This window comes from Nocardia sp. NPDC051911 (assembly GCF_040681035.1).
Classification (GTDB): Bacteria; Actinomycetota; Actinomycetes; order Mycobacteriales; family Mycobacteriaceae; genus Nocardia; species Nocardia sichangensis.
In genome coordinates, this window is record NZ_JBFAXY010000010.1 from 211,414 (window position 1) to 236,271 (window position 24,858).

At 66.0% G+C, this 24,858-nt stretch carries 20 protein-coding genes; 6 read left to right on the forward strand and 14 right to left on the reverse strand.

Features of this window, described 5'->3' with window-relative positions; all coding sequences use genetic code 11:
• Positions 1–98: 98 nt before the first annotated feature.
• Positions 99–1,052: an alpha/beta hydrolase family protein gene (locus AB0L97_RS15335; protein WP_364429506.1), complete on the forward strand. Its 954-nt coding sequence runs from the start codon at positions 99–101 to the stop codon at positions 1,050–1,052.
• 85 nt (positions 1,053–1,137) lie between these two features.
• Here the strand turns inward: AB0L97_RS15335 and AB0L97_RS15340 are convergent, their stop codons facing one another.
• Entirely contained in the window at positions 1,138–2,643 is a 1,506-nt protein-coding gene (locus tag AB0L97_RS15340) for an MFS transporter (RefSeq protein WP_364429509.1), read from the reverse strand.
• 48 nt (positions 2,644–2,691) lie between these two features.
• Between AB0L97_RS15340 and AB0L97_RS15345 the strand changes: the two genes are divergently transcribed.
• Complete coding sequence (locus tag AB0L97_RS15345) at positions 2,692–3,594, forward strand: LysR family transcriptional regulator (RefSeq protein ID WP_364429512.1); 903 nt, start codon at positions 2,692–2,694, stop codon at positions 3,592–3,594.
• A 45-nt stretch (positions 3,595–3,639) separates the two neighbouring features.
• Here AB0L97_RS15345 and AB0L97_RS15350 read toward each other — a convergent pair whose 3' ends face one another.
• The 3 genes from AB0L97_RS15350 to AB0L97_RS15360 all read right to left on the reverse strand — a co-directional run bounded on the left by AB0L97_RS15350 (position 3,640) and on the right by AB0L97_RS15360 (position 7,530).
• On the reverse strand, positions 3,640–4,719 hold the full coding sequence (locus AB0L97_RS15350) for an ADP-ribosylglycohydrolase family protein (protein ID WP_364429515.1): 1,080 nt from the start codon (positions 4,717–4,719) through the stop codon (positions 3,640–3,642).
• 26 nt (positions 4,720–4,745) lie between these two features.
• Entirely contained in the window at positions 4,746–5,876 is a 1,131-nt protein-coding gene (locus tag AB0L97_RS15355) for an alpha/beta fold hydrolase (protein ID WP_355077789.1), read from the reverse strand.
• A gap of 163 nt (positions 5,877–6,039) precedes the next feature.
• A complete protein-coding gene (locus AB0L97_RS15360; RefSeq protein ID WP_364429519.1) occupies positions 6,040–7,530 on the reverse strand; it encodes a long-chain fatty acid--CoA ligase in 1,491 nt (496 codons plus the stop codon).
• Between the two features lie 138 nt (positions 7,531–7,668).
• Here AB0L97_RS15360 and AB0L97_RS15365 point away from each other — a divergent pair, with 138 nt between their 5' ends.
• A complete protein-coding gene (locus tag AB0L97_RS15365) occupies positions 7,669–8,319 on the forward strand; it encodes a TetR/AcrR family transcriptional regulator C-terminal domain-containing protein (protein WP_355077793.1) in 651 nt (216 codons plus the stop codon).
• A gap of 202 nt (positions 8,320–8,521) precedes the next feature.
• Here AB0L97_RS15365 and AB0L97_RS15370 read toward each other — a convergent pair whose 3' ends face one another.
• Complete coding sequence (locus tag AB0L97_RS15370; RefSeq protein WP_364429523.1) at positions 8,522–9,769, reverse strand: cytochrome P450; 1,248 nt, start codon at positions 9,767–9,769, stop codon at positions 8,522–8,524.
• Positions 9,770–10,002: 233 nt separating this feature from the next.
• On the opposite strand from AB0L97_RS15370, the gene AB0L97_RS15375 reads away from it, so the two are divergent.
• Positions 10,003–11,367, forward strand: a complete 1,365-nt coding sequence (locus AB0L97_RS15375; RefSeq protein ID WP_364429526.1) for an FAD-dependent oxidoreductase — start codon at positions 10,003–10,005, stop codon at positions 11,365–11,367.
• Positions 11,368–11,370: 3 nt separating this feature from the next.
• Entirely contained in the window at positions 11,371–12,261 is an 891-nt protein-coding gene (locus AB0L97_RS15380) for a class I SAM-dependent methyltransferase (RefSeq protein ID WP_364429529.1), read from the forward strand.
• A gap of 3 nt (positions 12,262–12,264) precedes the next feature.
• Here AB0L97_RS15380 and AB0L97_RS15385 read toward each other — a convergent pair whose 3' ends face one another.
• The 6 genes from AB0L97_RS15385 to AB0L97_RS15410 all read right to left on the reverse strand — a co-directional run bounded on the left by AB0L97_RS15385 (position 12,265) and on the right by AB0L97_RS15410 (position 19,713).
• The gene (locus AB0L97_RS15385; RefSeq protein WP_364429532.1) at positions 12,265–13,086 is read right to left on the reverse strand and encodes a DUF1206 domain-containing protein; all 822 of its coding nucleotides are present in this window, start codon (positions 13,084–13,086) and stop codon (positions 12,265–12,267) included.
• Between the two features lie 202 nt (positions 13,087–13,288).
• The gene (locus AB0L97_RS15390; protein WP_364429535.1) at positions 13,289–14,326 is read right to left on the reverse strand and encodes an NAD(P)-dependent oxidoreductase; all 1,038 of its coding nucleotides are present in this window, start codon (positions 14,324–14,326) and stop codon (positions 13,289–13,291) included.
• Complete coding sequence (locus AB0L97_RS15395) at positions 14,323–15,504, reverse strand: pyridoxal phosphate-dependent aminotransferase (RefSeq protein WP_355077805.1); 1,182 nt, start codon at positions 15,502–15,504, stop codon at positions 14,323–14,325. The genes AB0L97_RS15390 and AB0L97_RS15395 overlap by 4 nt, the downstream gene beginning before the upstream one ends.
• 79 nt (positions 15,505–15,583) lie before the next feature.
• Complete coding sequence (locus AB0L97_RS15400; RefSeq protein WP_364429539.1) at positions 15,584–17,056, reverse strand: MFS transporter; 1,473 nt, start codon at positions 17,054–17,056, stop codon at positions 15,584–15,586.
• A 66-nt stretch (positions 17,057–17,122) separates the two neighbouring features.
• Entirely contained in the window at positions 17,123–18,913 is a 1,791-nt protein-coding gene (locus tag AB0L97_RS15405; protein ID WP_364429542.1) for a choline/carnitine O-acyltransferase, read from the reverse strand.
• A 230-nt stretch (positions 18,914–19,143) separates the two neighbouring features.
• A complete protein-coding gene (locus AB0L97_RS15410) occupies positions 19,144–19,713 on the reverse strand; it encodes a CGNR zinc finger domain-containing protein (RefSeq protein ID WP_364429545.1) in 570 nt (189 codons plus the stop codon).
• Positions 19,714–19,816: 103 nt separating this feature from the next.
• Here AB0L97_RS15410 and AB0L97_RS15415 point away from each other — a divergent pair, with 103 nt between their 5' ends.
• On the forward strand, positions 19,817–21,019 hold the full coding sequence (locus AB0L97_RS15415; protein ID WP_364429548.1) for an epoxide hydrolase family protein: 1,203 nt from the start codon (positions 19,817–19,819) through the stop codon (positions 21,017–21,019).
• 175 nt (positions 21,020–21,194) lie between these two features.
• Here the strand turns inward: AB0L97_RS15415 and AB0L97_RS15420 are convergent, their stop codons facing one another.
• The 3 genes from AB0L97_RS15420 to AB0L97_RS15430 all read right to left on the reverse strand — a co-directional run bounded on the left by AB0L97_RS15420 (position 21,195) and on the right by AB0L97_RS15430 (position 24,780).
• The gene (locus AB0L97_RS15420; RefSeq protein ID WP_364429551.1) at positions 21,195–22,373 is read right to left on the reverse strand and encodes a cytochrome P450; all 1,179 of its coding nucleotides are present in this window, start codon (positions 22,371–22,373) and stop codon (positions 21,195–21,197) included.
• A gap of 233 nt (positions 22,374–22,606) precedes the next feature.
• On the reverse strand, positions 22,607–23,191 hold the full coding sequence (locus AB0L97_RS15425; protein ID WP_364429554.1) for a GNAT family N-acetyltransferase: 585 nt from the start codon (positions 23,189–23,191) through the stop codon (positions 22,607–22,609).
• A 446-nt stretch (positions 23,192–23,637) separates the two neighbouring features.
• Positions 23,638–24,780 carry an FAD-dependent monooxygenase gene (locus tag AB0L97_RS15430; protein WP_364429557.1) on the reverse strand — a complete coding sequence of 381 codons (1,143 nt, stop codon included), beginning with the start codon at positions 24,778–24,780 and terminating at the stop codon, positions 23,638–23,640.
• Between the last annotated feature and the right edge of the window lie 78 nt (positions 24,781–24,858).

Genomic DNA, 24,858 nt, shown 5'->3' on the forward strand with positions numbered 1-24,858 from the left:
ACGAAACATGCTGCTCGAGCGTGGCTTTCGCGCAGGCAATCCTTCCAAATGGATCGATTTCGCCGAATGATCCACGCGCGGCCGGGTACAACGGAATCGTGAGTGCTTCTAGGTATTTGGGCGCGCTCGTCAGCGCGCTGGCGACAGTTGTCGCGGTGTCCTCCTTCTCCGCTCGTCCCGCCGAAGCCGAGTCCGCGCGGGCGCGCGTGGTGGGGGAGGCCCCGCTCGGCGGATCGGTGTCCCAGATCGATGTCTACTCGCCGTCGATGGACAAAGTGGTCACCAACCGGGTGATCCGGGCGGCGGGCGGCGCACCCGCGCCGACGTTGTACCTGCTCACCGGTATCGGCGGCGGCGTCGACGGAATCTCCTGGTGGGACGATACGGACGTCCGGGAGTTCTTCGCGGACAAGCACATCAACGTGGTGATGCCGGTCGGCGGCGCCTACAGCATGTACACCGACTGGCGCGCCGATGATCCGGCGGTCGGGCGCAACCGATGGCAGACCTATCTCACGCGTGAGCTTCCGGCGACGCTCGACGCCGAACTCGGCACGACCGGGCGCAACGCGATCGCGGGGGTGTCGATGAGCGCCGGATCCGCGGTCGACCTCGCGATCCAGGCGCCCGACGTGTACGACGCGGTGGCGGCCTACAGCGGATGCCCGTGGGCCGCGGACGCCGTCGGCGCGGCCATGGTGAGCGCCCAGGTCATCCGTGGCGGGGGCAATCCGGCGAACATGTGGGGCGCTCCGGGCGACGTGATCTGGCGAGCGCACGACGCTTTCGCCAACGCGCCCGCTCTGGCCGGGAAGACCATCTACTTGTCCGCCGCCTCCGGCACTCCCGGTGCCATCGATCGAGGCGGCCTGCCCTTTCCCCCCATCGAGGCGATCGCCAGCTCCTGCACGTCGGCCTTCGCCGATCGTCTCGACGAGCTCGGGCTGTCCGCTGTCCACGTGAATCGCGCGGAAGGCTCGCACACCTGGGGGTTGTTCGAGACCGACCTCCACGAGTCGTGGCCGCACCTGGCGCACGCTCTCGCCGCGTGAGGATTCGGCCGCCGGAGGTCGCCTTCGTGACCGCGGCGGGCGCCTCCGTGCCGGGTGCACGCCTCTTCGTCACGCGCGCCGGAATTCACGCTTTCGAGCGGGTGAGTCCAAGGCCTGTCACGATCGCCAGACCGGCAGTGGCGAGCAGCGCGGCGACGGCGAAGGTCGCGTGTGTTCCCCGGGCCACCTGCTCCGGCGCGGCGCCGATGACGTCGCCGGTTCCCGCCGCGAGAGCGAAGACCGCGCCCATGACCGACGCACCGGTGACGAGACCCAGATTGCGAGAAAGGTTCAGCATGCCCGAGACGAGGCCCCGCTGTCGCGGGTCGACGTCTCGCATGACCGCGGTGTTGTTGGCCGCTTGGAACAGGGCGTAGCCCAGGGTGGTGACCACCAGTGGCAGCACGTAGCCGATGACCCCGGCGCTCGCGGGCAGCAGCGCGAGCGCGGCGGTGCCGCCGATGACACCGCCCAACCCGACGCTCACCATGGTCCTCGCTCCGAAGCGATCCGTAGCGCGTCCCGCGGGCACGCCGGTGAGGGCCGACACCGCGGGACCGGCCGACATCACCAGACCGACCGCGGCCGGATCGAGGTGCAGAGCGCGGGCGAGGTGGAAGGGACCCACGACGAGCGTGGTCATCATGACGGTCGAGACCAGCGCACTGGTCGTCAGGCCCGCGGTCAGGAGCGGATCGCGGAGCATCCCGAGCCTGAGCAGCGGCGCGGAAACGCGGGTTTCGGTGCGGACGAACAACGCGAGGCACGTTCCGGCGACGAGCAGCAATCCGATACCGAGCGGGCCGACCGCGTTTCCTTCGATCGTCATGGCCAGGGCGTAGGCGCCGAGCGCGAGCGCCAGCAGCACTGTACCCGAGATGTCGAAACGCGAACGCGCGCTTCCGATTTCCGGTGCGGCGCCGGTCGGCAGGCGCCTGGCCAGGACCAGGGTGAGCAACCCGAGCGGCGCGACGGCGACGAAGATCGCACGCCAGCCGCAGGCCGCGATGAGCACTCCACCGAGCGAGGGACCCAGCGCGGTCCCGACCGCCGACATCGTCCCGAGCAGTCCCATGACGCTGCCGGTGCGGTGCTTCGGCACGGTCTCGCCGACGAAGGCCATCGTCAGCGCCATCATGCATGCGGCGCCCGCTCCTTGCAGCGCGCGGGCAGCGGCCAGGAAGACGAGATCCGGAGCCAGACCGCACAACATGGTCGCGACCGTGAACACCCCGATACCGCCGAGCAGCAGGCGGCGCCGGCCTGCGACGTCGCCGAGACGGCCCGCGCCGACGACCAGTGTCGTGGTGGCCAGCAGGTAGGCGATCACGACCCACTGCACCTGGTGGAAGGAGGCGTCGAACGCCACCGCCATGGTCGGTAGGGCGACATTCGCGATGCTGATGCTCAGCGAGGGCAACAGCATGGACAACGACAGCGCGAGCAGCGTCCGAGGCAAGGTGGGACGACGGGCGTACGACGTCCGTAGACGGGGTTCTGCTGATTTCAAGACGACCTCTTCGATATGGATGACGCTCTGGACGCTAGGCCCCGCTTTCACCTGGCGGAAGACGCAAAGATGGAAACTCATCTGTGCACTGAACGCCATATCCCAGGAGCACTGTGAGATCGTGTGCCCATGGCGCGGCCCGATCTGAATCTGCTGCTCACCTTGGACGTTCTACTCGAGGAGGGCAGCGTGACGCGAGCAGGCGAGCGGCTCGCGCTCAGCCCTTCGGCGATGAGCCGTCAGCTCGCCCGATTGCGCCGGGCCACCGGCGATCCGCTGCTGGTACGGGCGGGCCGGGGGCTGGTGCCCACGCCACGCGCCGTGGAGCTGCGCGACCGCGTGCGCGGCCTGGTCCGGGAGGCCGAAGAGGTGTTGCGTCCCGCCGATCACCTCGACCCGGCCGAGCTTTCGAGAACGTTCACCGTGCGCAGCAGCGACGGGTTCGTGGAGCGGTTCGGACCCGAACTGGTGGCCGAGATCGGCCACGCGGCGCCGGAGGTGCGACTGCGGTTCGTGCGGAAGACGAAGAAGGACACCGATCCCTTGCGAGACGGCACCATCGACCTGGAGACGGGAGTCATCGAGCGCGCGCTGCCGCCCGACATCGTGAGCCGACCGCTGTTCACCGACCGCTTCATCGGGGTGGTGCGTGCCGAACATCCGCTCCGTGCGGGGAAGATCACCGCGGCCCGATACGCCGCCGCACGGCACGTGCACGTCTCCCGGCGCGGCATGGGCGAGGGACTGGTGGACCAGGCGCTACACCCGACCGGCCACCGGCGCGACGTCGTCACCGTCGTGGACGGCTTCGGCGCGGCCTTGGCGCTGGCGAGGGCCTCGGACCTGGTCGCGACGGTCCCGCAGCAGCACACCGTGATCCTGCGGCAGGGCATGCACTCGTTCGATCTGCCGTTCCGCGCTCCAGAGGTGACCGTGTCGTTGTTGTGGCACGTCCGGCTCGACGCGGACCCGGCTCATCGGTGGCTGCGCGGCCGCGTGCTCGATGTGTGCGCGCGATCGGCCGGACCGTGAAGGACGAGTGAGCGCCGCGTCCTCGCGGTCAGGTACGCGGGGTGCTCACAGGCCTTCGTCGATGGGATAGCGGGCGGCGAGTCCGGACCGGTCGCCGAGCCCGAAATTCATGACGAGGTCGTCGGCGACCTGCACCAGCACGTCGCGTCCCTCGACCGCCGCCGCCCACTCCATCGGCAGTCCGGAGACACCGTGGACGGCGCCGACCAGGTTTCCCGCCACCGCGCCCGTGGAATCGGAATCGCCGGAGTGGTTCACCGCCAGCAGCAGCGCGCCGCGGGCATCTCCGGTCCTGGCCGCGTACAAGGCGCAGTACACCGCGATGGCCAGGCATTCCTCGGCGACCCACCCCTCCCCCACGTGCTCGACCTGTTCGGCGGAGACCGGATGCTCGGACAATTCCGCGGCTCGGGTCAGCGCCGCCACCGTCTCCGCACTCGAAGGGACGGCGGCGAGCTGGGTGATCGTCTCCCGTAACGCGATCGGCAGTTCGGTTCCGCTCACGACCCGATCGACCAGTGCCGCGAACGCCCCCGCGGCGAGATATCCCGTGGGGTGCCCGTGGGTCAGCTGCGCGGCCCGGGCGGCGGTGGTGAACGCGAGATCGGGCCCCATCCCGGACAATCCGAAGGGCGCCGACCGCATGACCGTGCCACACCCCTTCGAATGCGGATTCACCGGCCCGCTCGCACCGAACGCGACCGGTGCGAGATATCCGCGGGACTGCTGTCCCAGGCCGGACATGCACGCGTTCCCGGGCGCCCGCACCGCGTACAGGAAGGGCAGACTCGCCAGCCACCCGTCGACGTGTGGCGCGGGCGCCTCCTGCCGCTGAGTCTGCAACCAGCGCAGATAGGCTCGGCGCAAGGCCGGCACCGGATCGGCGCCGGGCCCCGAGCGCAACAGTCCCTCCGCGGTGAACAGTGTCATCTGAGTGTCGTCGGTGATCTGTTGCGGCGCGTCCTGGGCGTGCTGGGGTAAGAAGCCCGTCACGCCTTCGTAGCCGTACCGCTGCCGAATCTGTTCCAGCCGTAGGAATTCGACCGGCCAGCCGAGCGCGTCACCCACCGCTCCGCCCAGCAGAGAACCCCTGACCCGATCGAAGACCGCCATGTAATCCGCCACGAGACACCATCATTGCGCATGGCTGATCAGTGATCCGCTCCGCCGATCATCCATGGATTGAACGCGCAATCCAGCGGCGAGTTCGCCTCCGGGTCGAGCGCACGCAGTGCGATCGAGGCCGCACGCGGGGAGTACATGATCGTCAGATGATCGGACAGATCCTGGGCGCAGCCGTCCTGCAGGGTGATGTTGTGCACGGTCGCGTCCGGCCCCGGAGTCAGGAAGGTCCATTCGTACGGGTTGGAGATCTCGTCGTGACTGGTGCCGACCGAGGTGTACTCGACACCGGGGACGGTGTCACCGTGTTCGTTCAGCTTCGCGTAGAACGCCGAGCCCACCGCCTGCTGAATATTGGCCTGACCGATGATCGGTTCATAGAATCCCAGAATGTTGACGCCTAGATTGGTGATCAGCCGCCCCAAAGTAGCCATTCCCAACAACGAGGTGCCGTGATGGGTGGCGCCGAACGTGACGAGCTTGCCGACTTTTTCGGCGCCGCCTTCGAATTTCAGGTATTGGCTCGACACCGGCCCGCCCTGAGAATGCGCGACGAGATCCACCCGATCCGCACCGGTCGCGGCGCGCACCTGCTCGACGAAATCGCGCAACTGTCGCGCGGAATCCTCCATCGGACCGACGCCGTACCGGCCCGGCAGGATCGGACCGATACCACCGCCTTCCAGCACGCCGGAGCGGCCGTAATTGAAGGCGTAGACGCAATAACCGGCCCGTGCCAGCCGCGGTGACAGGTACGCGAAGGAGTCATAGGCGTTGAGCCAGGTTCCGTGGACGAGGACGACCGGCCGCGGGTGCGCGGCCGAAGGCGTGCAGTCCGGCCGATTCGCTCCCGGCGGAGATGCGTCGGGATGACCGACTCCGTGCAGGAAGGCGGCCAGGTAGGCAGGCATCTCCGGCCCTTCGCCGACCGCGGCGGAGGCGAAACTGCGCGAGGCGGAACCGGAACTGCTGCCCGAGTCGACGATCGCCTTGGGCTGCCTGCCGTCCGGCGTGGGCGAGAGGCCCGCGTTCAGTTCGTCGACGAGTTGCTGCTCCACGGTAGGCGTTTCGAGTTCGGCGTGTACCGCACCCGCTCCCACGCTCATGGAAAGTGCCACGACAACCACACCGAGCAGACCGCGACGAATCCTGTGCTTCATTGCAAAGCCTTCCATAGATGTGTTCGCATTCTCTTGATACGAACACTTTCATCCTGAAGCAGCTGTGGAGCACTGTCACTGCGCTCGACACATAAGTTGCCGGACATAATTGGGCTCCGGATACAAAAAGTTCCGCCGCGGGCCGGAATCGGCCCACCTGAGGTCAGCGGGCGGCGAACTGTTCTTTCAATTTTCGTTTCATGATTTTGTGACTGGGCCCGAGCGGCAGTTCCGCGACGAATTCCACTCGGCGCGGGGATTTGTGCTTGGCCAGGTGCTCACGTCCGAAGGCGAGCACGTCCTCGGCGGTGATCGGCCCGGAAGGCACTACGACCGCGCAGATCTCCTCACCGAAGACCTCGTCCGGGATGCCGATGACCGCGACGGCGGCGACCCCCGGATGCCGCAGCAGCGCCGCCTCCACCTCGCTGGGATACACGTTGTACCCGCCGCGGATGATCATCTCCTTGATCCGGTCGACGATCCGCAGATAACCGTCGGTGTCCTTCACGCCGAGATCTCCGGTGCGAAACCAGCCGTCGACCACCACCGCCGCCGTGGCATCCGGATTGCCCGTGTACCCGTTGAACAGATTGTGACCGCGAATCACCACTTCGCCGAGTTGCCCGGCCGGCAGCAACGCGATCCGCTCGGCCAGGGCGGGATCGGCGATCTCCACCTCGACACCCCAGACCGGATGCCCGACGGTACCCACCCGAGAACCGAATATCGGCTGGTTGACCGCCGCGGTCGGCGAGGTCTCCGACAAGCCATAGCCTTCCAGGATTCGCGCGCCGAACGTCTCCTCGAACGCCTCCAGCACCGGCTGCGGCAGCGACGCGCCACCGGAGATGCACAGCCGCAGCCGCGGCAGGCTCGTCCGCTCGCGTGCGGCGGATATCAACCGGACGTACATCGTCGGCACACCGTGGAAAGTGTTGACGCCGTGCTCGACCATGAGCCGGATGGCCTCGGCCGGCTCGAAGCGCGGCATCAGCACCAGCGCCGCGCCCGCGCGCCAGATCGAGTTCATCGAGACCGTCTGGCTGAACACGTGCGACAACGGCAACGCGCCCAGTGCCACGTCGTCGGCGCGTACGTCGTTCGCGTCGAAGGCGTTGACCGTCGCGTTCATCACCAGGTTCAGGTGACTCAACTCGGCGCCTTTCGGCCTGCCGGAGGTGCCGCTGGTGTAGAACACGACCGCGGGGTCCGCGGGTTGTCGCGAGACGAACGAGGCGATCGGTTCCGCGACAAGGGAATCCGGCGCACGGCAGGGAAGGCCGACGGCGGCGGCCGCCGGATGGCCCGCTTCGGCGAAAACCGGATGGCACAGCAGAAGCCGCGCCGCGCTGTCGCGCAGCATGTATTCGGCCTCGGCGGACGTGGACAACGGGTGCACCGGCACCACCACCGCTCCCGCGGCGAGGATTCCGTAGTAGGCGACCGGGAAGTCGACGACATTCGGGCACATGAGCGCCACCCGGTCACCAGGCCGCACACCGAGCCCGATCAAGGCCGCGGCCTGGGCCCGCGCCCGAAGCCACAACTCGGCGAAAGTGATCCGCCGCGCCCCGTCGATCAGGGCGACCCGGTCAGGGCGCCGTCTGGCCTGCTCGGCCGGAATGCTGGCTACCGACAGTGTCGCGTTCATGCCGACCGCCTGGTGAATCTCGACATCGCTCTCCAAAACTAGCAGCGCAAGTTTTCCGCTCACCGTAGGGCACCGAAACTAGCGGCGCAAGTATCGTGTCCCGCGCCTGCGAGAATGCGAGGACCGAAAGGAGAGCTCATGGCACGACCACGCCGACCGCTGCTGACCCGCGATCGCATCATCGACACCGCCCTCACCCTGGTCGACGCCGAGGGTCTGGCCGCTGTCTCCACGCGGCGCCTGGCCACCGAGCTGGGCGTGCAGGGCCCCTCGCTGTACAACCACGTCCGCACCAAGGACGACCTGATCGATGCCGTCGTGGACGCCGTCCTCGGCGAAGTCGACATCGCGATGTTCGAGGGATTGTCGGCCGAGGATCGGGACTGGCGCTCGGCACTGCGCGATTGGGCCCGTTCCTACCGCACCGCCATGGCGGCACACCCGCACATCGTTCCCGCCTTGGCGAGCGGTCCCGGTCATCGCCCCAACGCGTTGCGCATGGCCGACGCGGTCTTCGGCGGCCTCGTCGCGGCGGGCTGGCCGCGCCGCGAGGCCACCACGGTCGGCACGACCATGCGCTACTTCCTCACCGGAGCGTCGCTTGGATCGTTCGCCGCGGGCTTCCCCTCCGACGTCGCGGTATACGCCGACGCCTATCCGCACCTGAACGAGGCGCACCTGCTGGCCGAGCGGCAGCAGAGAATCGATCGGGACGCCTTCGAAGTCGGTCTGGAATCCCTGTTGGACGGGCTGGAGATCCGTTACCGGCTGCTCGCGGATGCCGGGTAACTCCGACCCGCGCACCGAAGCACACCCGTCGCCCGTACGCCTCGGCGCGAACAGGTGCCCGGGCCCGACAGACCAGCCCGCCGACCGCGGCGACCATGCCCCCCAGCGCGGTGTCCGGGTAGTAGCTCGGATATCGGCCCACCGTGTACGTAACCGAGATGGTCAGCGATCCGGCTTTCGCGTTTCCGACCCGGCCCGGGTACTACGGCAGCGGCAGCGCCTGCGACTCAGGGAAGACGACCGGCAAGGCGGTCAGCGCTCGATGGAACGGACCGGGACGCCAGGTCAGCTCGTCCACCGGCACCGCGAGACGTAGCTCCGGCAGCGCGTCCAGCAGTTGATCGATCGCGTCCTGGGCGATCAGGTAAGCCAGCGAGTTCGCCGGACACGCGTGCGGCCCGCCGCCGAACGCGAGATGGGCGCGGTTGCCCGCGTAGCGTTCGGCGCGTATCGCCGGATCGGTGTTGCAGGCGGCCATGCTGATCACGACCGGCTGATGGGCAGGCAACCAGACGTCGTCGATCAGGATCGGCTGCTTCGGGAAGCTGATGCAGAAATTCGCCATCGGCGGGTCGTTGAACAGCACCTCGTCGAGCGCGTCCCGGGTCGACAGACTGCCACCGAGCACGCTGCCGCCGAACCGCTCGTCGGTGAGAATCAGCAGCAGGGTGTTGACGATCAGATTCTGCTGCGGCTCGATGCCCGCGCCGTAGAGCGTGCCCAGCTGGTGGACCATCTCGGTGTCGTTCAGCCCGGATGGGTGCCGGAGCATGCGCGTGGTGATGTCGTCGCCTGGATCGGCCCGCTTCAGTACCGTCAACTCGGCCAGCGAATCGGTCAGCATCTTGTTCCCGCGTTCCGCGTCGATGCCCTCGAAGATCGCGGCCATACCGGTCGCGGCGCGCTGCGCGATCTCGGCCGGGCAACCCAGCATGGCGTTCAGCACCGCGAAAGCGAGCGGAAAAGCGTACTGGCGCACGATATCCGCCGACCCGTCCGCGCAGAACGAATTGATCAACGGTGTCGCCAGCTGCGCCACGGTGTCGTGCAAGCCGTACAGGTCGACCTTGGCCAGACCCGCGACGTTGGCCTGCCGATAGCGGGCATGCTCGGCTCCGGCGTTGCGCAACGCGTTCGGCCGCCACTGCATCATCGGCAGCACCGGGCAGTCGGCGGCGATGTCCTGCTGCCACGTGCGGGGGTCGGCCGGAAAGTGCTCCGGATCGTTCAAGATCCGCACGGCGGTGTGATACCCGAGCACCAAGGTGGCAGGTACACCCGGGGCCAATTCCACCGGCGCCAGCGATCCGTAACGCTCCCGCATCTCGCGATAGGCGCTGTGCGGGTCCGCGGCGAATTCCGCGGCGAACAAAGGAATCCGCGGGCCGTCGGTGTCGATCGGCGAACCGTGCGGTGCGCGGCTGTGTGCGGAGGGCGGGGACGTCGTCATCGAGGAGGCTCCAGGCGATCGGGCAGCAAGATTCGTGAGCCTAAGCAGCTCGCACGCCCTCTGCACCGGAAACGACTCGAGATGACCCCTCACTGCAAGTTGCTATAGAATTGCCCCGATATTCGACGCGTTGACCTGATCGAAGGCGAATCGCACCCGCTGTGTCGAGTGCGCCGGTCGAGCGCAGTAGCACGGCGGCCGTGCGCGAAACTGCAACCCGAGGACGGCACGCCATGACAGACGTCGACTTTTGCGTAATCGGCGGGGGATTCGCGGGATTGACGGCCGCGCTGCGGCTGAAACAGATGGGTCGGTCGGTGGCGCTGCTGGAAGCCAGGGACCGGCTCGGCGGCCGCACCTTCACCCAGGTACGCGACGACGGGTCGTGGATCGATCGCGGCGGCGCCTGGATCGGGCCGGGACAGGACCGCATCCAAGCGCTGATGACCGAGTTCGGCGTACCGAGCTACAAGCAGTACACCGACGGCGAGGCCATGATGGTCGTCGACGGCAAGCAGCACCGCTACACGGGCACGATCCCGTGGACGATGAGCCCGTGGGCGTCGATGAACCTCGGCGCGGTATTCCTCGAGCTGGGACATATGTGCAAGTCGGTTCCGCTGGAAGCGCCGTGGGCGGCGAAGAAAGCCGACAAATGGGATCAGGTAAGCCTGGCGCACTGGCTGGAAGCCAATGTCCTTTCCAAGCCCGCGCACGATCTGCTCGAGACCGCCATCGCGGGCTGCTACACCTCGGCGGCTTCGGAGGTCTCGTTGCTGTTCGTCCTGTACCAGATGGCCTCGGGTGGCGGGCCGAGCTTCGTCCTCGGCGTCAAAGACGCGGCGCAGGACGCGCGGCCGGTCGGCGGCATGGGCGCGATCTACCGTCCGATGGCGGCCGAGCTCGGCGATGCGATCCACCTCTCGCAGCCGGTCCGCTGCATCCATCAGGACGACTCGGGGGTGACCGTCCGCGCGACCGACCTCCGGCTGCGCGCGCGCCGGGCGATCGTCACCGTTCCCCTCGCTATCGCCGGCCAGATCTCGTACCGGCCGATGCTGCCCGCCGATCGCGCTTTCCTGCATCAGCGCATGCCGAGCGGTTCGATCATCAAGGTCTCCGTGGTGTACGACGAACCGTTCTGGCGCGGTGACGGGCTGTCGGGACAGTCCGCCGCGCCGGGTTCGCCCGCGACGATCACCATCGATGCGTGCACGGACACCGGGCGGCCCGGAGTCCTGTGCGTCATCATCGAGGGACCGATCGCACGGCAGCTGGCCCGACTCGACGACGCGGAGCGCCGCAGCGCGATCCTCGACGCACTCGTCGAGCGATTCGGCCGGCAGGCCGGCTCACCCGTCGACTACATCGAGCAGGACTGGAGCGCCGAGCGCTATTCCGGCGGCGGGATGCTCAGCCACGCGCCCACCGGTGTGCTCACCCAATTCGGCCACGCTCTGCGCGAGCCGTGTGGCCGCGTCCACTGGGCGGGCACCGAGAGTTCGGCGGTCATGTGCGGCTGGATCGACGGGGCCATTCGCTCGGGCGAACGCGCGGCCAGCGAAGTGCTGGAGCACGAGACCGCCGTGGTGGGCTGACCTATGCGCACCGAGGGAGACGTATGGGACATCGTCAGTAGTGTCGGACTCACCGCATTGGGCGTCGCGACGTTCCGGGCGCTGGAGACATCCGCTCCCGATCCGTTGATCCGGGACGATTACGCGCCCCTGTTCGTCGCGGCCTCGGGCCATCGACATTTCAACGGACTGTTGGCGGACCCTTCCCAACTGGACGACATCCCGCTGGTACCCGGGTTCATGGGCTTCCGCACGAAGTTCTTCGACGACTTCTTCTCGTCGGCCGCGGCGCGGGGCGTTCGGCAAGCCGTTATCGTCGCCGCCGGATTGGACGCGCGGGCATACCGCCTCGACTGGCCCGCGGGTACCACGGTGTTCGAGATCGACCAGCCCAAAGTTCTGGAATTCAAGGAGAAAGTCCTCACCGAGAACGGCGCGCGGCCGAAGGCGGATCGTCGCCCGGTGGCCGTCGACCTGCGCGAGGACTGGCCTGCCGCGCTGCGCAGCGCGGGTTTCGAACCCGGCGAACCGACCGCATGGTCCGCCGAGGGCCTGCTGCCCTATCTACCCGGGGCCGCGCAGGACAAGCTCTTCGAGCACATCGACGGCTGGTCCACCCCTGGCAGCGAGCTGGCCGTGGAGAGCTTCGTGGCGGGAACCGACGTCAAGCGCTTCGCGAACATCGAGAAGAAGTATTTCGACCGCTGCAACCCGTTCGGCGACATCGACCCGGCCGAGTTGTTCTACGACGACGAGCGAGCCGATCCCGCCCGGTGGCTGGCCGGACACGGCTGGTCGGTGCGGAGCGAGAGTCCGAGCGAACTCGCCGCGTCCTACGGGCGATCGGTCCCGGATCTGCCCGAGGAGCTCGACGAGTTGTGGCGGCAACCAAGGCTTCTGACCGCCGAGCGGTAGGCGCTACATCTTGGCGCTGCGAGCCATGACGAAGCTGTAGAGACCGTAGGTGATGATGCCGAGGCCGGCGACCAGGAGCAGAACCACACCGAAGGGCTGCGCGCCGAGCGTCTTGATGGCTCCGTCCAGTCCTGCGGACTTGTTCGGGTCGGATTCGGTCGCGGCGAGGATCACCAGCAACCCGACCGCGGCGACGGCCAGCCCCTTCGCGATGTACCCCACCGTGCCGAGCCGCCGCACGAATGCGCTCGGGTGTCCGCTCAGATCGTCGAGAAAGTTCTGCGTGGCGCCTTTGTGCACGTGGTAGCCGCCGACCGCGATGATGACCAGCCCACCCACGACAAGAGCGATCGTCCCCGCCGTGTTCTGCATCAGGCGCGCCGTGAGCCCCACACTCTGGCTGCTACTCGGTTGCCCGCTGCCCTTGGCGAAACGGAACGCGGTCACGGCGAACGCGAGATAGACAGCGCACAGCGAGAGCGCTTTGACCCGATCGAAGACTTGGGACTTCCAGCTGTCGGCGCCCGGCTTCGACGCGCTGCCGAAAACCGCCTCCACCAGCCGCCACAGTGCCATCATCACGAACGCGACCACACCAACCCACAGAGTGAACACCCCGCCCGGCTTATCGGCCAATTCGGCCATCGCCCCGGATTGATCGGCGCTCCCGCCGCCACCGAACGCCAGCCGGATGGCGATGTAGCCGATCAGCAGATGCACGAGGCCGGACATGACGTAGCCCGCGCGGGCGAACCGCGCGAACACGCTGTTCTGGGCGACGCGACCGGCGGTGCCGGAAAGACCGGTGTGGGTCGTGTGAGTCATGCTGCTCCTCCGTCCCAGGTAGTACGACGGAGACCGCCGCAGGACACCGACCGGATACCCAAGTCCGTGGAGAAAGCACCTGTCCATCGCGGCGGCAGGATGCCCCGCGGTGCGCGCTTCGCCCGCCAGCCACCCGGGTGCAAGGGGCGGGGTGTGCTGCAACACGTCGATGATGGATCCGTCCGACGGCTGTGCCGACGTCCTAGCGGCGGTGGCGCACCGGCAGCCAACGGGCATGATCGCGGAAGCCAGGGTTTACGACTCGTGGGTCTTCTCCTGTTTCGAGGATGTTCTCGACCGACTCGGCATTAGCCGCGAGCATCGCGCGGTAGGACTCCTCGGTAGCGCCGGCCGCGTGCGGCGTGACGAGAAGCTTGTCATTGCCCAACGCGATCAACCCGAAGGGATCGTTCTGGTCGGAGGGCGCGGGCACGACGTAGTAGCCGTCCATGGCAGCGGCCGCGAGGCGACCGTCGAGCAACGCGGTTCGCAACGGCGCCGGATCTACGAGCTCCGCTTCGGAAGTGTTGATCAGAATCGCGCCGGGCTTGACGGCAGCGAGTTGTGCTTCGCCGATCATCCGGGCTGTCTGCGGGCCGTATGGAGCATGGAGACTGATGACATCGGACTCGGCGAGCAGCTCGGGTAGCTCGACCCGGCGAGCGGCGATGTCTCCTTCCAGTTCCGGTTTGGCTGTTCGACTCACGTAGACCACTCGCATCCCGAACCCGCCGACCGCTATCCGGGCAACGATGGTGCCGATGGTCCCCATTCCCACAATGCCCAGCGTCTTCCCATAAAGGTCGCGTGCCCGGGTCTCGGGCCATCGACCGGCCTTCGTTTCCATTGTCAGGTCTGTGATGCCGCGCCAGGCATCGAGCATGAGACCGATCGCGAATTCCGCGACCGCGCGTGCGTTGGCTCCGGGCGCGTTGGTCACCGCGATTCCCGCCGCGGTCGCTGCTGCGGTATCGATGTAGGCGTGATACCCGACACCCATGAACGCTATGACTTTGAGGTCGTCGGCAGTGGACAACGCGGCAGCGGTCGCACGCTCTACACCACCGAGAATGTATGCGTCCTTGCCCAGCAGAGCGCGCGCCAATTCGACTTCGGACAGGTCGTGACGGCAGACTTCTACCTCGATATTCCGCTGACGAAGCCATTCGATCTCGGCTGCCTTCAATTCAGCCCCGGTGAGCAAGGCGCGATAACGGCTCGATCGACCGCGCACGGTCATGCGTCCTTCGCGGCGAGCCGGACTGCGGTGTCTCGCAGCAACTGCGCACCCTCCGACATCAGTTGCGGATCGCGAGCCAAGGCAACGCGGACGAACTTTCTCCCGCGCTCCGGCTGATTCCAGAAGAAGTTCGTTCCGGGTAGCACGTGCACTCCCTCCCAGATCGCCTCATGGACGAAATTCTCACACTCGAGTCCCTCGGGGAGCCGGAGCCAGTCCACCGAGACGGGCGATCGCGATTCGGTGACGAATTCCAATCCCCCGTCCGCGAGAATCGAGCGGAGGATAGCCCGATTTTCCAGCACGGAAGGAAGGATGCTGTGTTCGATGCCATGCTTCGAACTGTCCTCGATGAATTCTGTCAGCACCCGGAGATGGAAAGGAGAGACACTCTGCAGCAGATCGTCGTGCAGTCGGTACATATCTGCGTACATATCCGGACTGCATACCGTCAATCCGACTTTCATCTCGCTGGTGGACCAGGTCTTGCCCGTGTCTTCGAGCACAATATAGGAGACTCCTGATTCCTCCAGGACCTCGTACTGCGACCAACCGCTCGGCAGAGGTGAGAAGAATCGAAAAGACGAGTCCAGAACCAGGGTGCAACGACGGTCGACGCAACACTGCACCAACGTTCTGAACCCCGGTTCGGACAGCGTCCATCCGGTGGGGTTGTTCGGCGAGACCAGCCAGACCACCGCAGGATCGAGCCGAGCCATCGCCGCAGGCAGGTCTTCGACGGTGCAATCCTGTTCCAGCAGCGGCACGAGCTCGACATTCTCTCGGCGCAAGATCGAGGAGATATTGTCGAACACCGGCTCGATCAAGGCGACTCGCTTTCCCGCGCGAGCGCAGTAACTCACCACCATTGTTATCGCGGATGATGCGGAATACGACAGCATATATCTGGATGCATCCTGATGCATCGGCTCGCCCGCCAGCCGCAGAAAGGCGGTGAGGAACGCCTCTTCCAGCTCGGACTGCGATTGATTTCGCGCCTCGTGGAACAGCTCTGGAAATCGTTCGACAATTTCGATCTGGGAGGGCGTCAGCGGTTGACGGCAATGCGCATCCGATAGGTTTACGGCGCGATCGAGACTACGCCTCTCGTAGGTGGTGCTGGTTGTGCGCCCGAGCGGATTCGGATGATTCGAACTGTGCGTACGGATAAGTGTCACGGTTGGTCGACCTCCGAAATACTAGTTACATGCTGATGCGATAGCCGGGCAGCCACAGCAGTTGACGAAACCGCGGAGTTCAAGCGGGTGGCCGGCTCCACGGTGAGCCTTTTCGCTGAGGAGATGAAGGAGTTTCGGTCCAAGGCGTCGGGAATTGTCGCATTCCGGTTCGACCCGGGTCGGCAGCCTCGGAATCTATTGACGATACGGCTGGGGATTCGGTTCCGTTGCGCTGTCCGGTAACCGGCTGCTTCACCTTCTTCTCGAAGGCGTAAATTCCGCCGAGTCGGACGTCGAGTGAACCATCGGTATTTCGAGCAAGGGTGATCTGCGCGATATCCAGTATCCGCCTGGTCGCGGTGACGATGAACGCTCGATTCACTGGGCCGGGCGCCCCGGGAATGGGGCCGGCGCGAGCCGCGATTCGGCCCAGCCCGATTCCGGCGCCGATACCGATCGTGGCTGCGGCCAGGATGCCTCCTGACGAACCGGCGAAGTCGACGGACTGACTCGCCCCGATACTTCCCATGGCTACGCCGACCCACATCAGACTGAAATGAAAGCCGAGGGCCTCTCCGAGCGCGTCCTCAGAAGCAGCAGCACTCATCCGATCGGTACAGGCCGGGAAAACAGCACCGGCCAGCACGCCGACCGCGAAAACGGCTATGGCCAGCGAAACCGGCCCGACCGCGAGGGCGCAGAGCGACACGCCGATTCCGAGTCCGACCAGCAGAACGTATGGCGAGATGGTTCTGGAGATCGCGCCGTACCCGTACCCACCGGCCACCGCACCGGCTGCGCCGATGGCCAGCACAAGTCCGATCGCATGCTTGGCATGGAAGTCGTGCATGGCCGTGATGACACTCAGTTCCTCCGCACAGAGGACGGCGGCGGCCGCGGCGTATCCGACACATGCTGTCACGAAGCCGGTCTGCAACCAGGATCGCCGTGGGACCCGCCGTGACACTTCGCTCGTCTCGGTTCGCAGCGGTGGGTTCCGTCTCAGCAACAGGAAACCGCAACCCACGGCCACCAACCGGACCACGAGCAGCACCATCGCCGTGTCCCAGATATTCATCACCGCGACGCCCAGCGGCGGCCCGACCAACAGCGACACGTCCGCGGTCACCTCGTACGCGGCGAGCGCCGGCCTTCGCTCCCGTTCGGTCGTGGCGACCGTAATGGCCTGTTTCGCGACATTGATGACCGGTATTTCGAACCATCCTGCCAACGCCGCGAGCAACAGCAACACCGGAAACGGAGCGAATGGCGCGATGAGCCAGCAGATCCCGTTTACCAGGATCGATGGAGCCATGGTGGGGCGCAAGCCCAATCGATCGAGACGCGGGCCGCGCCGCAGCTCGGTTCCGGCCATGCACAGGTAGACCACAGTGCTCAACAAGCCCGCAGCACCGTAGGAAAGATGCAACGTGTGCCGCACATGCATTACCAACAGCAGGGATTGGGAGTTGAGAACAGTCCGGAACAGCAGACTGATCAGCACCATATTGCATACTGTCCGATTTGCCAGAAGCTCTCGGTAGGCTTTCACTCCCATTCACTTTCGGGTGGAATGTCTACTCCTGGCGATCGGACGAGCAGTCATCGATACGCAAAGCTAGCCGACGGATGTCGTCTCGAGCAGGGCGCACAACTCCGGGATGGCGACAGAGAGGGCGTGTGCGAATTCGAGCATGTGTTGTTCGATGCCTTTGGAACCGCTCAGGTGTACGCCGAAGCTGCCGGGCTGCAGGATATAGCCGATCCCGATGCAATCGGCGGTCGGCGGCCCGAAACCGAAGAACCGAACATTGACCGACGACACAGCACTGGTACTGAGATAGTCGTCACGCAGAATCCGCCAGCCGGGAGATTCGTAGATCGCGAGCGGCTTTTCGCCGTGCTGACGCTGAATTCGCTGTAGCTCCACGAGATGCCGTTCGGGAGCACGCCCCGCCTGGCATTCTCTGGTGTTGGCGACGTGTGCTCCCGCCGCGGCACGTAGCGCTTCGGCGCGAGCGGTGTGCGTAGCGGTCGAGTCGTTCATCAATGCCACGAAACGAACGACTTCGGGGGTGACCGCCCGGAGCGCCTCGGTACGGCCGTGGCGGTAATGTCGCACGGCTACGGATTCGTAGGTGCTGCCGAGGAATCCCCTGGACCGTTGATGAGCCAGTTGGTAAGCCACTTGCACCAACGCATCCGGCGATATTCCGAGACGTTTGGCCGTGTCCGAGCCGAAGTCGTCGAATGTCACCACCTCCGTGGTGATCTCGCCCGCCTGTTTGCCGAAGTCGGCGGCGGCTTGCCGGATCTCGTGCCGCAGGTCCTCATCGAAACGGAATTCGATGGGCGATATCTCGGGCGCTCGGCCGGGCCGGTCCGCCGAGATGGCTGGCGCATTCGCCAGAATCGCGTCGCAGAAGCCGGCAACCGTGGTTCCGTCCAGGCCGGACTCCTCGATGTTGACGCCTGCACGACCATCGGCGAACACGATGAATGTCAACGCCTTGTCGTACCAGCGGTTCTCGCCGTCACCATGCAGGAGCGCGTTACAGGCCGAGCGTTCGTCTCGGGGCGCGAAGTCCTCGAGCGCGACGCAGAACAGTGCCGTCTCGATCGTCTCCAGCGCGGCGGCGTTGTCCGGATCTTCGAGGAGAGCCTGGCGGGCCCTCGCCCATGCCGCGCGCGGTTGTGTTGTCAGCGCTCCCGGCGACGGCTCCGCGGCCGGATCGGCTCCCCTGATCGCATCCAGCCCGGCGATCAGATCCTCGATGCGATGTGGGGTACCGTCCGCTGCGAGGACATCCATTCGGAACGCCTGACGACGGAAATGGACGACGATGTGCCGGACCGTTGACGAGCCTGGTTCTCCGGCACTGTGAGCGGAGCGCACGGCGTCGAATTCGATGCCGGGGATTCTGGTGGTGGAGAACAGACACCTGTTCTGGTGCATGGACACCGGACGGCCGCGAAGAATCACGGGCGAAATCATCTCGGCGTCGAGTTCGAGTTTGTACGCGGTGGCGCGCGCGATCAGTTCGGCGGCGCGTTCGAGTTGACCGTGCTCCGAGTCCGTGAGCAAGAAGAAGGAATTCGCACTGAGCGCGATACTGTCGCGGTAGCCGAGATGGCGAGATCTCCAAAAGGCGTCGAGCCAACTGTGGACGCCCGGCGTCCGATCGAATCGCTCTATCTCGGCCTGCCACGTCCGGGCCGGACTGTCCAACGCAAGGAATTGATCCACGGCCGCTGTCGTGACCATCAGTTGCTCGTCGGTCAGCAACGGCGAACATCGCTCGAGAAACCGTTCGCACGTCTCCTCCAACGTCGGGATGGGGAGTCGCGGCAATTCGCCGTCGTAATCGAATGTGCTGCTGGACATCTCGCCGACGGGTTTCTCGCTCACCGTCAGAGTGTCTCATCGCCACCGCAACGACTGGCTCCAGTGGTGGGAATGCCGGGCGCGGCGTTATGGCGGAGTACCGAACCATAAACTATGGTTCGAGATTCGAAGTCGCCGGCATGGGACGCCAGGATGTAGCGGAGGTGCTCCACTCGGCCGGAGACGGTGCGAAACCGGCCCGCACCGCGCCGGAGATCCGCTCTCGATTCAAGTCATACTATGGCCGACTGCAGTCAGCCTTGGATGCCCTTGCGCTGATTGGCATTGAAACGCGCCTTCTTCTGACGATTCCCGCACGTGTTCATGTCACACCATTTGCGGGTGCGGCTTTGGCTGGTGTCGAAGAAGGCCGCTCGGCAGGTTGGCGAGGCACACAAGGCCAGTCTTCCGTTCCGTTCGCCCGCGACGATGCTGATCGCATCGGCGGCGATCACGCCTAGGGCATCTTCTACGCAGGAAGCGGAGCCGAGTCGCCATTGACGCCTGCCCTCGGATGTCAGAACGGCCGCCGCCCGACCCCGAATGCTGCTGTCATTGATGACTTGGACAGCAGGTGCGGGAAGAGCGTCTCCGAGCGCGGCCGCTGTCGCGACGGCGTGAATCGATTCCCGCAGTTCCCAGGCGAGTTCCAGCTGGGCGGTAGTGCAGGAGTCCACGGCCAGGCCGTACACGACCAGCCAGTCGACGAGTCGCTGCGGCGTGGGAATGCGTTCCACACGGTCGCCATGGCGCTCGGACAGAGTCCCCGTGAAGCTGGTCGCTAGCACGTTACCGAGGCGAAAGTCAGGGAGCCCAGCAGGCATGGAACCACCTTAGCTGGTTGCCGGCCGATGCGGAGCCATGCTAGAACCGTCTTAGCCGGTTCTCGATAGGCCGAAGCCGGTTCCGCGATGAACAGGAGGTCTCATGCCTGCACTTGGCCACCTCGATCCGGTCTTCACCCCCGACCCCGTCGACGTGCAAGCATTCGAAGCCCACGCGACCGACGCCGTCCTCGACGATCTACGCGCGCGACTGGCCACAGCGCGGCTTCCGGAGGCCGAGACGGTCTATCGCGCCGCCCCCGACCCTCGCAGATGGGAACAGGGCGTTCCGCTCGCCGATCTCGTCGACGTCGTGAACTACTGGCGCACCGGGTACGACTGGCGGTCGTTCGAAGCGCGCCTCAACCGGATCGGCCAGTTCCGCACGACCATCGACGATCTGGGAATCCACTTCCTGCACCGCCGATCCGAGCGCGCAGATGCCACTCCCCTGATCTTGACGCACGGCTGGCCGGGCAGCATTGCCGAGTTCATCGATGTAGTAGACGAGCTGGCAGATCCGAAAGACGCGGACACGCCGGCGTTCCACGTCGTGGCCCCATCGCTACCAGGCTTTGGTTACAGCGACAAACCGGCCACCACCGGGTGGGGAACCGAAAAGATCGCGGCCGCATGGGTGCAACTCATGGAGAGGCTCGGCTACAGCAAGTTCGCAGCCCACGGCGGCGACTGGGGAGGTGTGATCACCACGGTCCTCGGCGGCAGGTTCCCGGCGCACGTTCTCGGCATCCACACAACGACCGCGCAGGCACCGCCCGGGCTGACAACGGAAGGACTGACGGCGACCGAACGCGAATGGACGGAGCAAACCCGCGATTTCTGGCGCCACCACGCGGCGTACGCGAAGCAGCAGGCGACCCGACCGCAGACCATCGGCTACTCGCTCGTCGACTCACCGGTCGGGCTTCTCGCCTGGATCCTCGACAAGTTCGCCGAGTGGACAGATACCGAAGACAGCCCGTTCGAGACGATCTCCAGAGACCGCGTTCTCGACGACGTCACCCTGTATTGGCTGACGCGGACCGGCGCATCGTCGGCCCGCATCTACTACGAGAGCCACGACTCGCTCGACCCCGAACTTCGGGTCGACGTCCCGTCGGCGATCACCGTGTATCCCCGCGACATCGAGAAGTGCCCGCGCCCCTGGGCACAGGAGCGGTACCGACAGATCGTCCGATGGAACTCGCCCGAAGCCGGGGGACATTTCCCCTCACTCGAGGTTCCCGAGTATTTCGTCAAGGACCTACAAGAAGGCCTCGCAGCAGTGCTGGACGCCAATCGGTGAACGCGACTGGGGTGCCGAGCGCGCGCCCACACCGATCCGCCGGCCGAGCGCGTCCAGGCCGGCGGAGACCTCGTAGCGTTGGTCGAGCCATCCAGCCGGTAGCAGAATCATCCGTATTGAGCGGGGTCCCAGGTACGGGTCGGCTTGTTGGTGATGATGAACAGCAATGCCTTGATCATGATGTCACCTCCTTCCTGGGGCTCGGTCGGGCGTGGCCAGGGCTTGTGGGGGTACGCAGCAGGGTGAACGGCCTGGGGGTCGCGGCATTGGTCACGATCGGGCGGGTATCACCTCCGCTGATGACGCGCATAGCGGTGTTCTCGATGAGGGCGGTGGCCGCATCGGTGACCAGATCGTGGGCGACCGCGGCGCCGGCGCAGGTGAAGGGGCCGGAACTGAAGGGTACAAATGGGCCGTGCTCGCTCGGTCGAATCCAGCGGTCGGGTTGAAATGCTCCTGGCCTGGTCCAGTGGTTGTCGTCGTGATGGAGCAGATAGGGGCTGACGGATAAGAGGTCGCCGGTCTGGAAGGCGATCCCCCCGAACTCGGCGGGATAGGGGACGGGACGGCTGACCATCCAGGACACCGGCCGGTGCCGCAGGGCCTCACGTACCACCCAGTCGACGGGCCATGGCCATGGTGCGCCGGGAGAGTGGAGACTGCCCAGCAGCACCGACCACGCGAGCGAGTAGCCCAGTGGTCCCACAATGGACCGGAACATCAGCACATACAGCCGCGCCACCGTTGTATCGGCGACGCCGTCGGGACAGGCACCGATCACGGCATCGAGCAGATCCCGTGGTTCGGCTTCCGCACTGCGGCCGGTGGCGCTGCGCCGGTCCCGGATCTGCTCGTTCAGCGCGGTGGACAGCTTGACGCGCAACAGCTGCGCCCGCGCCCGCTGCGCCATTCGGGCTGGGCGAAGCGCGCCCACGCGTGCGTTTCGCTCCAGTGAATGCCGCAACTCGGGAGAACCATCGGGGTGCAGCAACAGGTCCGCGGTGCACCGATACACCAGCTCGACCCCCGCTGCGGGCCAGCGGGTGATGGAGGGCATTTCCATCACCGCCGCCGCCAGGGACTCGCGATACTTGGGCGTATGCGTCCGCAGAATCGCGCGCACCGCACGGCCGAAATCGACCTGAGCAGACCGCGAAGGCAGCATAGAACCGAAGAACCCGGACTTCCCCGCATGGAAAGCGCGGTCACTCAGCACCGTCAGCGCCAGACCCGTATCGCCGACACACCACCCGCCCCACGGCAGCCCGAACACCTCTACCGGGCTGGTCCGGCGCAGATTCTCGAGGAAACCCAACGGATCACGCCGGAACCGGCGCATCTCTGCAAAACCCATCGGACGGTCCTCTCATAGAGAGGGTGAGCGATTCATCAGATTTTCGAGCGGATTTATCCACTGGCGGTGCGTACAAACGCAGATCAAGCATAGTCTCGAGTAATTCTGCAAGCGAGGCCGTGGGGGTCGACCATGAGGTGAGTACCCGGCACCACCGGGCCTATCGAACACTGGGCCAGCAGTGATATCGGTTCACGATCACCCGAGACGGCCGGGCAACCGGCCATCGAGGTCTAACCGATGTGAACTCCATCCGCCTCGGCGAAGGTTCCCGCTGCCACGCGCGCGTACATGAACATGTCGCGGCGTCGATCGCCAACCTTCTGCCACGATCTGAGGAGCCCTTCGCATTCGAAACCGGCTCTCTCCGCAGTGCGGATCGAAGCGCGGTTCCAAGGTTCCACATAGAGCTGTAGCCGTGGGATATGCAGCTCTTCCAGCGCCCAGGTAGCCATTGCCGCCAGAGCATGCGCGGCGACGCCATGGCCGCGGGCAGAGCGGACCACCCAGTAGCTGAGCGATGCGCGGCCTTCGTCGATGTCCTTCAACCACAGGCCGATGCTTCCCAGTGGTGTGTTGTCCGGTCGCCGGACGATCACCATCGGGTATCCGGTTCGATCGGTCGCTGGTTGCCGCTGGCGTTCGACAAACCTCGTTGCGGCCTCGAGCGAGAAGGTCGCAGGCACCGTGGTTATAGGAATCAGGTCGTCGGCAGAAGCTTCCCTCACAAGCTCGAGGTCTGCCGCGGACAACGACCACGGGCGGAGTTCCAAGTCTGCGGTGGCTCTCAGATGCGGTATTTGCAGAGCATCGTCCATGGTCGACCTCCCCACAATATGCACAGGATATCGGCCCGGTGTCACCCTTACCACTTCCATTCCCGAGTACCGCATGCACACGCCCACCCCCGCAATTCGATGGCCTCCGGCAGGCATCGGCCGGTTCACCGCGCGATAGGTAGTACCGAACTCCTCGGGCTGAAAGGCGCTTCTTCGATCGGGGCGAACGTCACCTCGCCCGGCGGCAAGTCGCCAATGGTATCGGCCCAGGATCACCACACCCACCGGCCCATCCGATACAAACCAGAATGCGAACCGTGCGTTTCCGTGGGGTCGGGCCGAACAAAACAGGTCATCGCCTCCACCGGCAGCATCACCGGTCACCCGCCGATGATCAACCCGCCACCCCGGGCCGCGGGTTACAGCGTCAACCTTCCCGGACACGGCAGTAGTATTCTCGCTGGTTTCTCGCGGCGGGCCTGGAATTACGCGGTACGCGTTCGCCTGATCCCGGCGAGTGCGGGTGCGAGCCGGGCGGCGGTGTTGCGCAACGCGATGCCGGTCCGGGTGCCGGGTAGCAGCATGGCGCGTGCGGCGCGGAATCCCTGTTGTTTGGAATCGACCAGGGGTCGGTGGCCGGTTTCGTAGCGGCGCAGCGCGTCGGCTATGTCGGTCGGTGATTGGCTCAATTCCTCGGCGCGCCGGTAGGCGCCGGCGATGGCCAGGGTTGAGCCGTCGCCGAACAACGACACCGCGGCGGCCGCGTCCCCGACCAGTCCGATGCGCCCGGTGGACCAGTGCGGCGCCCGGACCCGGCTCACGGAGTCGAAGTACAGATCTTCGGCGGTGTGCACCTGGTCCAGCAGTTCCGGCAGTCGCCATGAGGCGTCGGGGAATGCTTCGGCGACGAGGTTCTTGTGCTGAGCCAGGTCGCGGTGGTCGTAGCCGGGCACCGCGTCGCCGCGGAACATGAACGTCGCGATCGCATGTCCCTTGGTCGGGTGTATCGAGACCGCCCGGCCGGGTGTGTTGTAGATGATGACTTCGGTGTCGTCACCGAACGGTACGCCGATCGGCAGCGTCGCCACATACATTCCGGCATGGCGCACGAACTGCTGTTCCGGCCCGAAGGCCAGCCGCCGCACGGCCGAGTGCAGACCGTCGGCGCCGATCACCGCATCGAACCGTGCGGGTGGAGCGGCAGCGAAACCGACATCGACGCCCGCCGCGTCCTGGGACAGGTCGGTGATCGTGTCGCCCCAGAGGAATTCGACGCGGTCGCGGGCGGCGTCGAGCAGGATCGAGGCGAGGTCGGCGCGCGGCACCTCGACCTCCCGCTCGCCGGCGCCGCCCTGGAACATGCGCAGCGGAACACCGGCCACCCGCCGGCCTGCCGCATCGACGAACGTCATCCGGTCCACCGCGGAGGCGACCTCCCGCAGCCGTGGCATCACGCCCATCTTCTCGACCACCTCGACCGCCGGCCCCTTCACGTCGACGGGATTGCCACTGGAGCGCTCCGTTGCGGCCCGCTCGACAACCGTCACGTCGAATCCCTTGTGGGCCAGCCAGTATGCAGCCGTCGCGCCGCCGACGCCCGCGCCGGAGATCAGCACCTTCTTGTCCATGTCGCACACCCTTCAAATAACTGGACGATTTTCGTCCACTTCCAGAAGGTAGCATAAGTGGAAGATATTCGTCCAGTT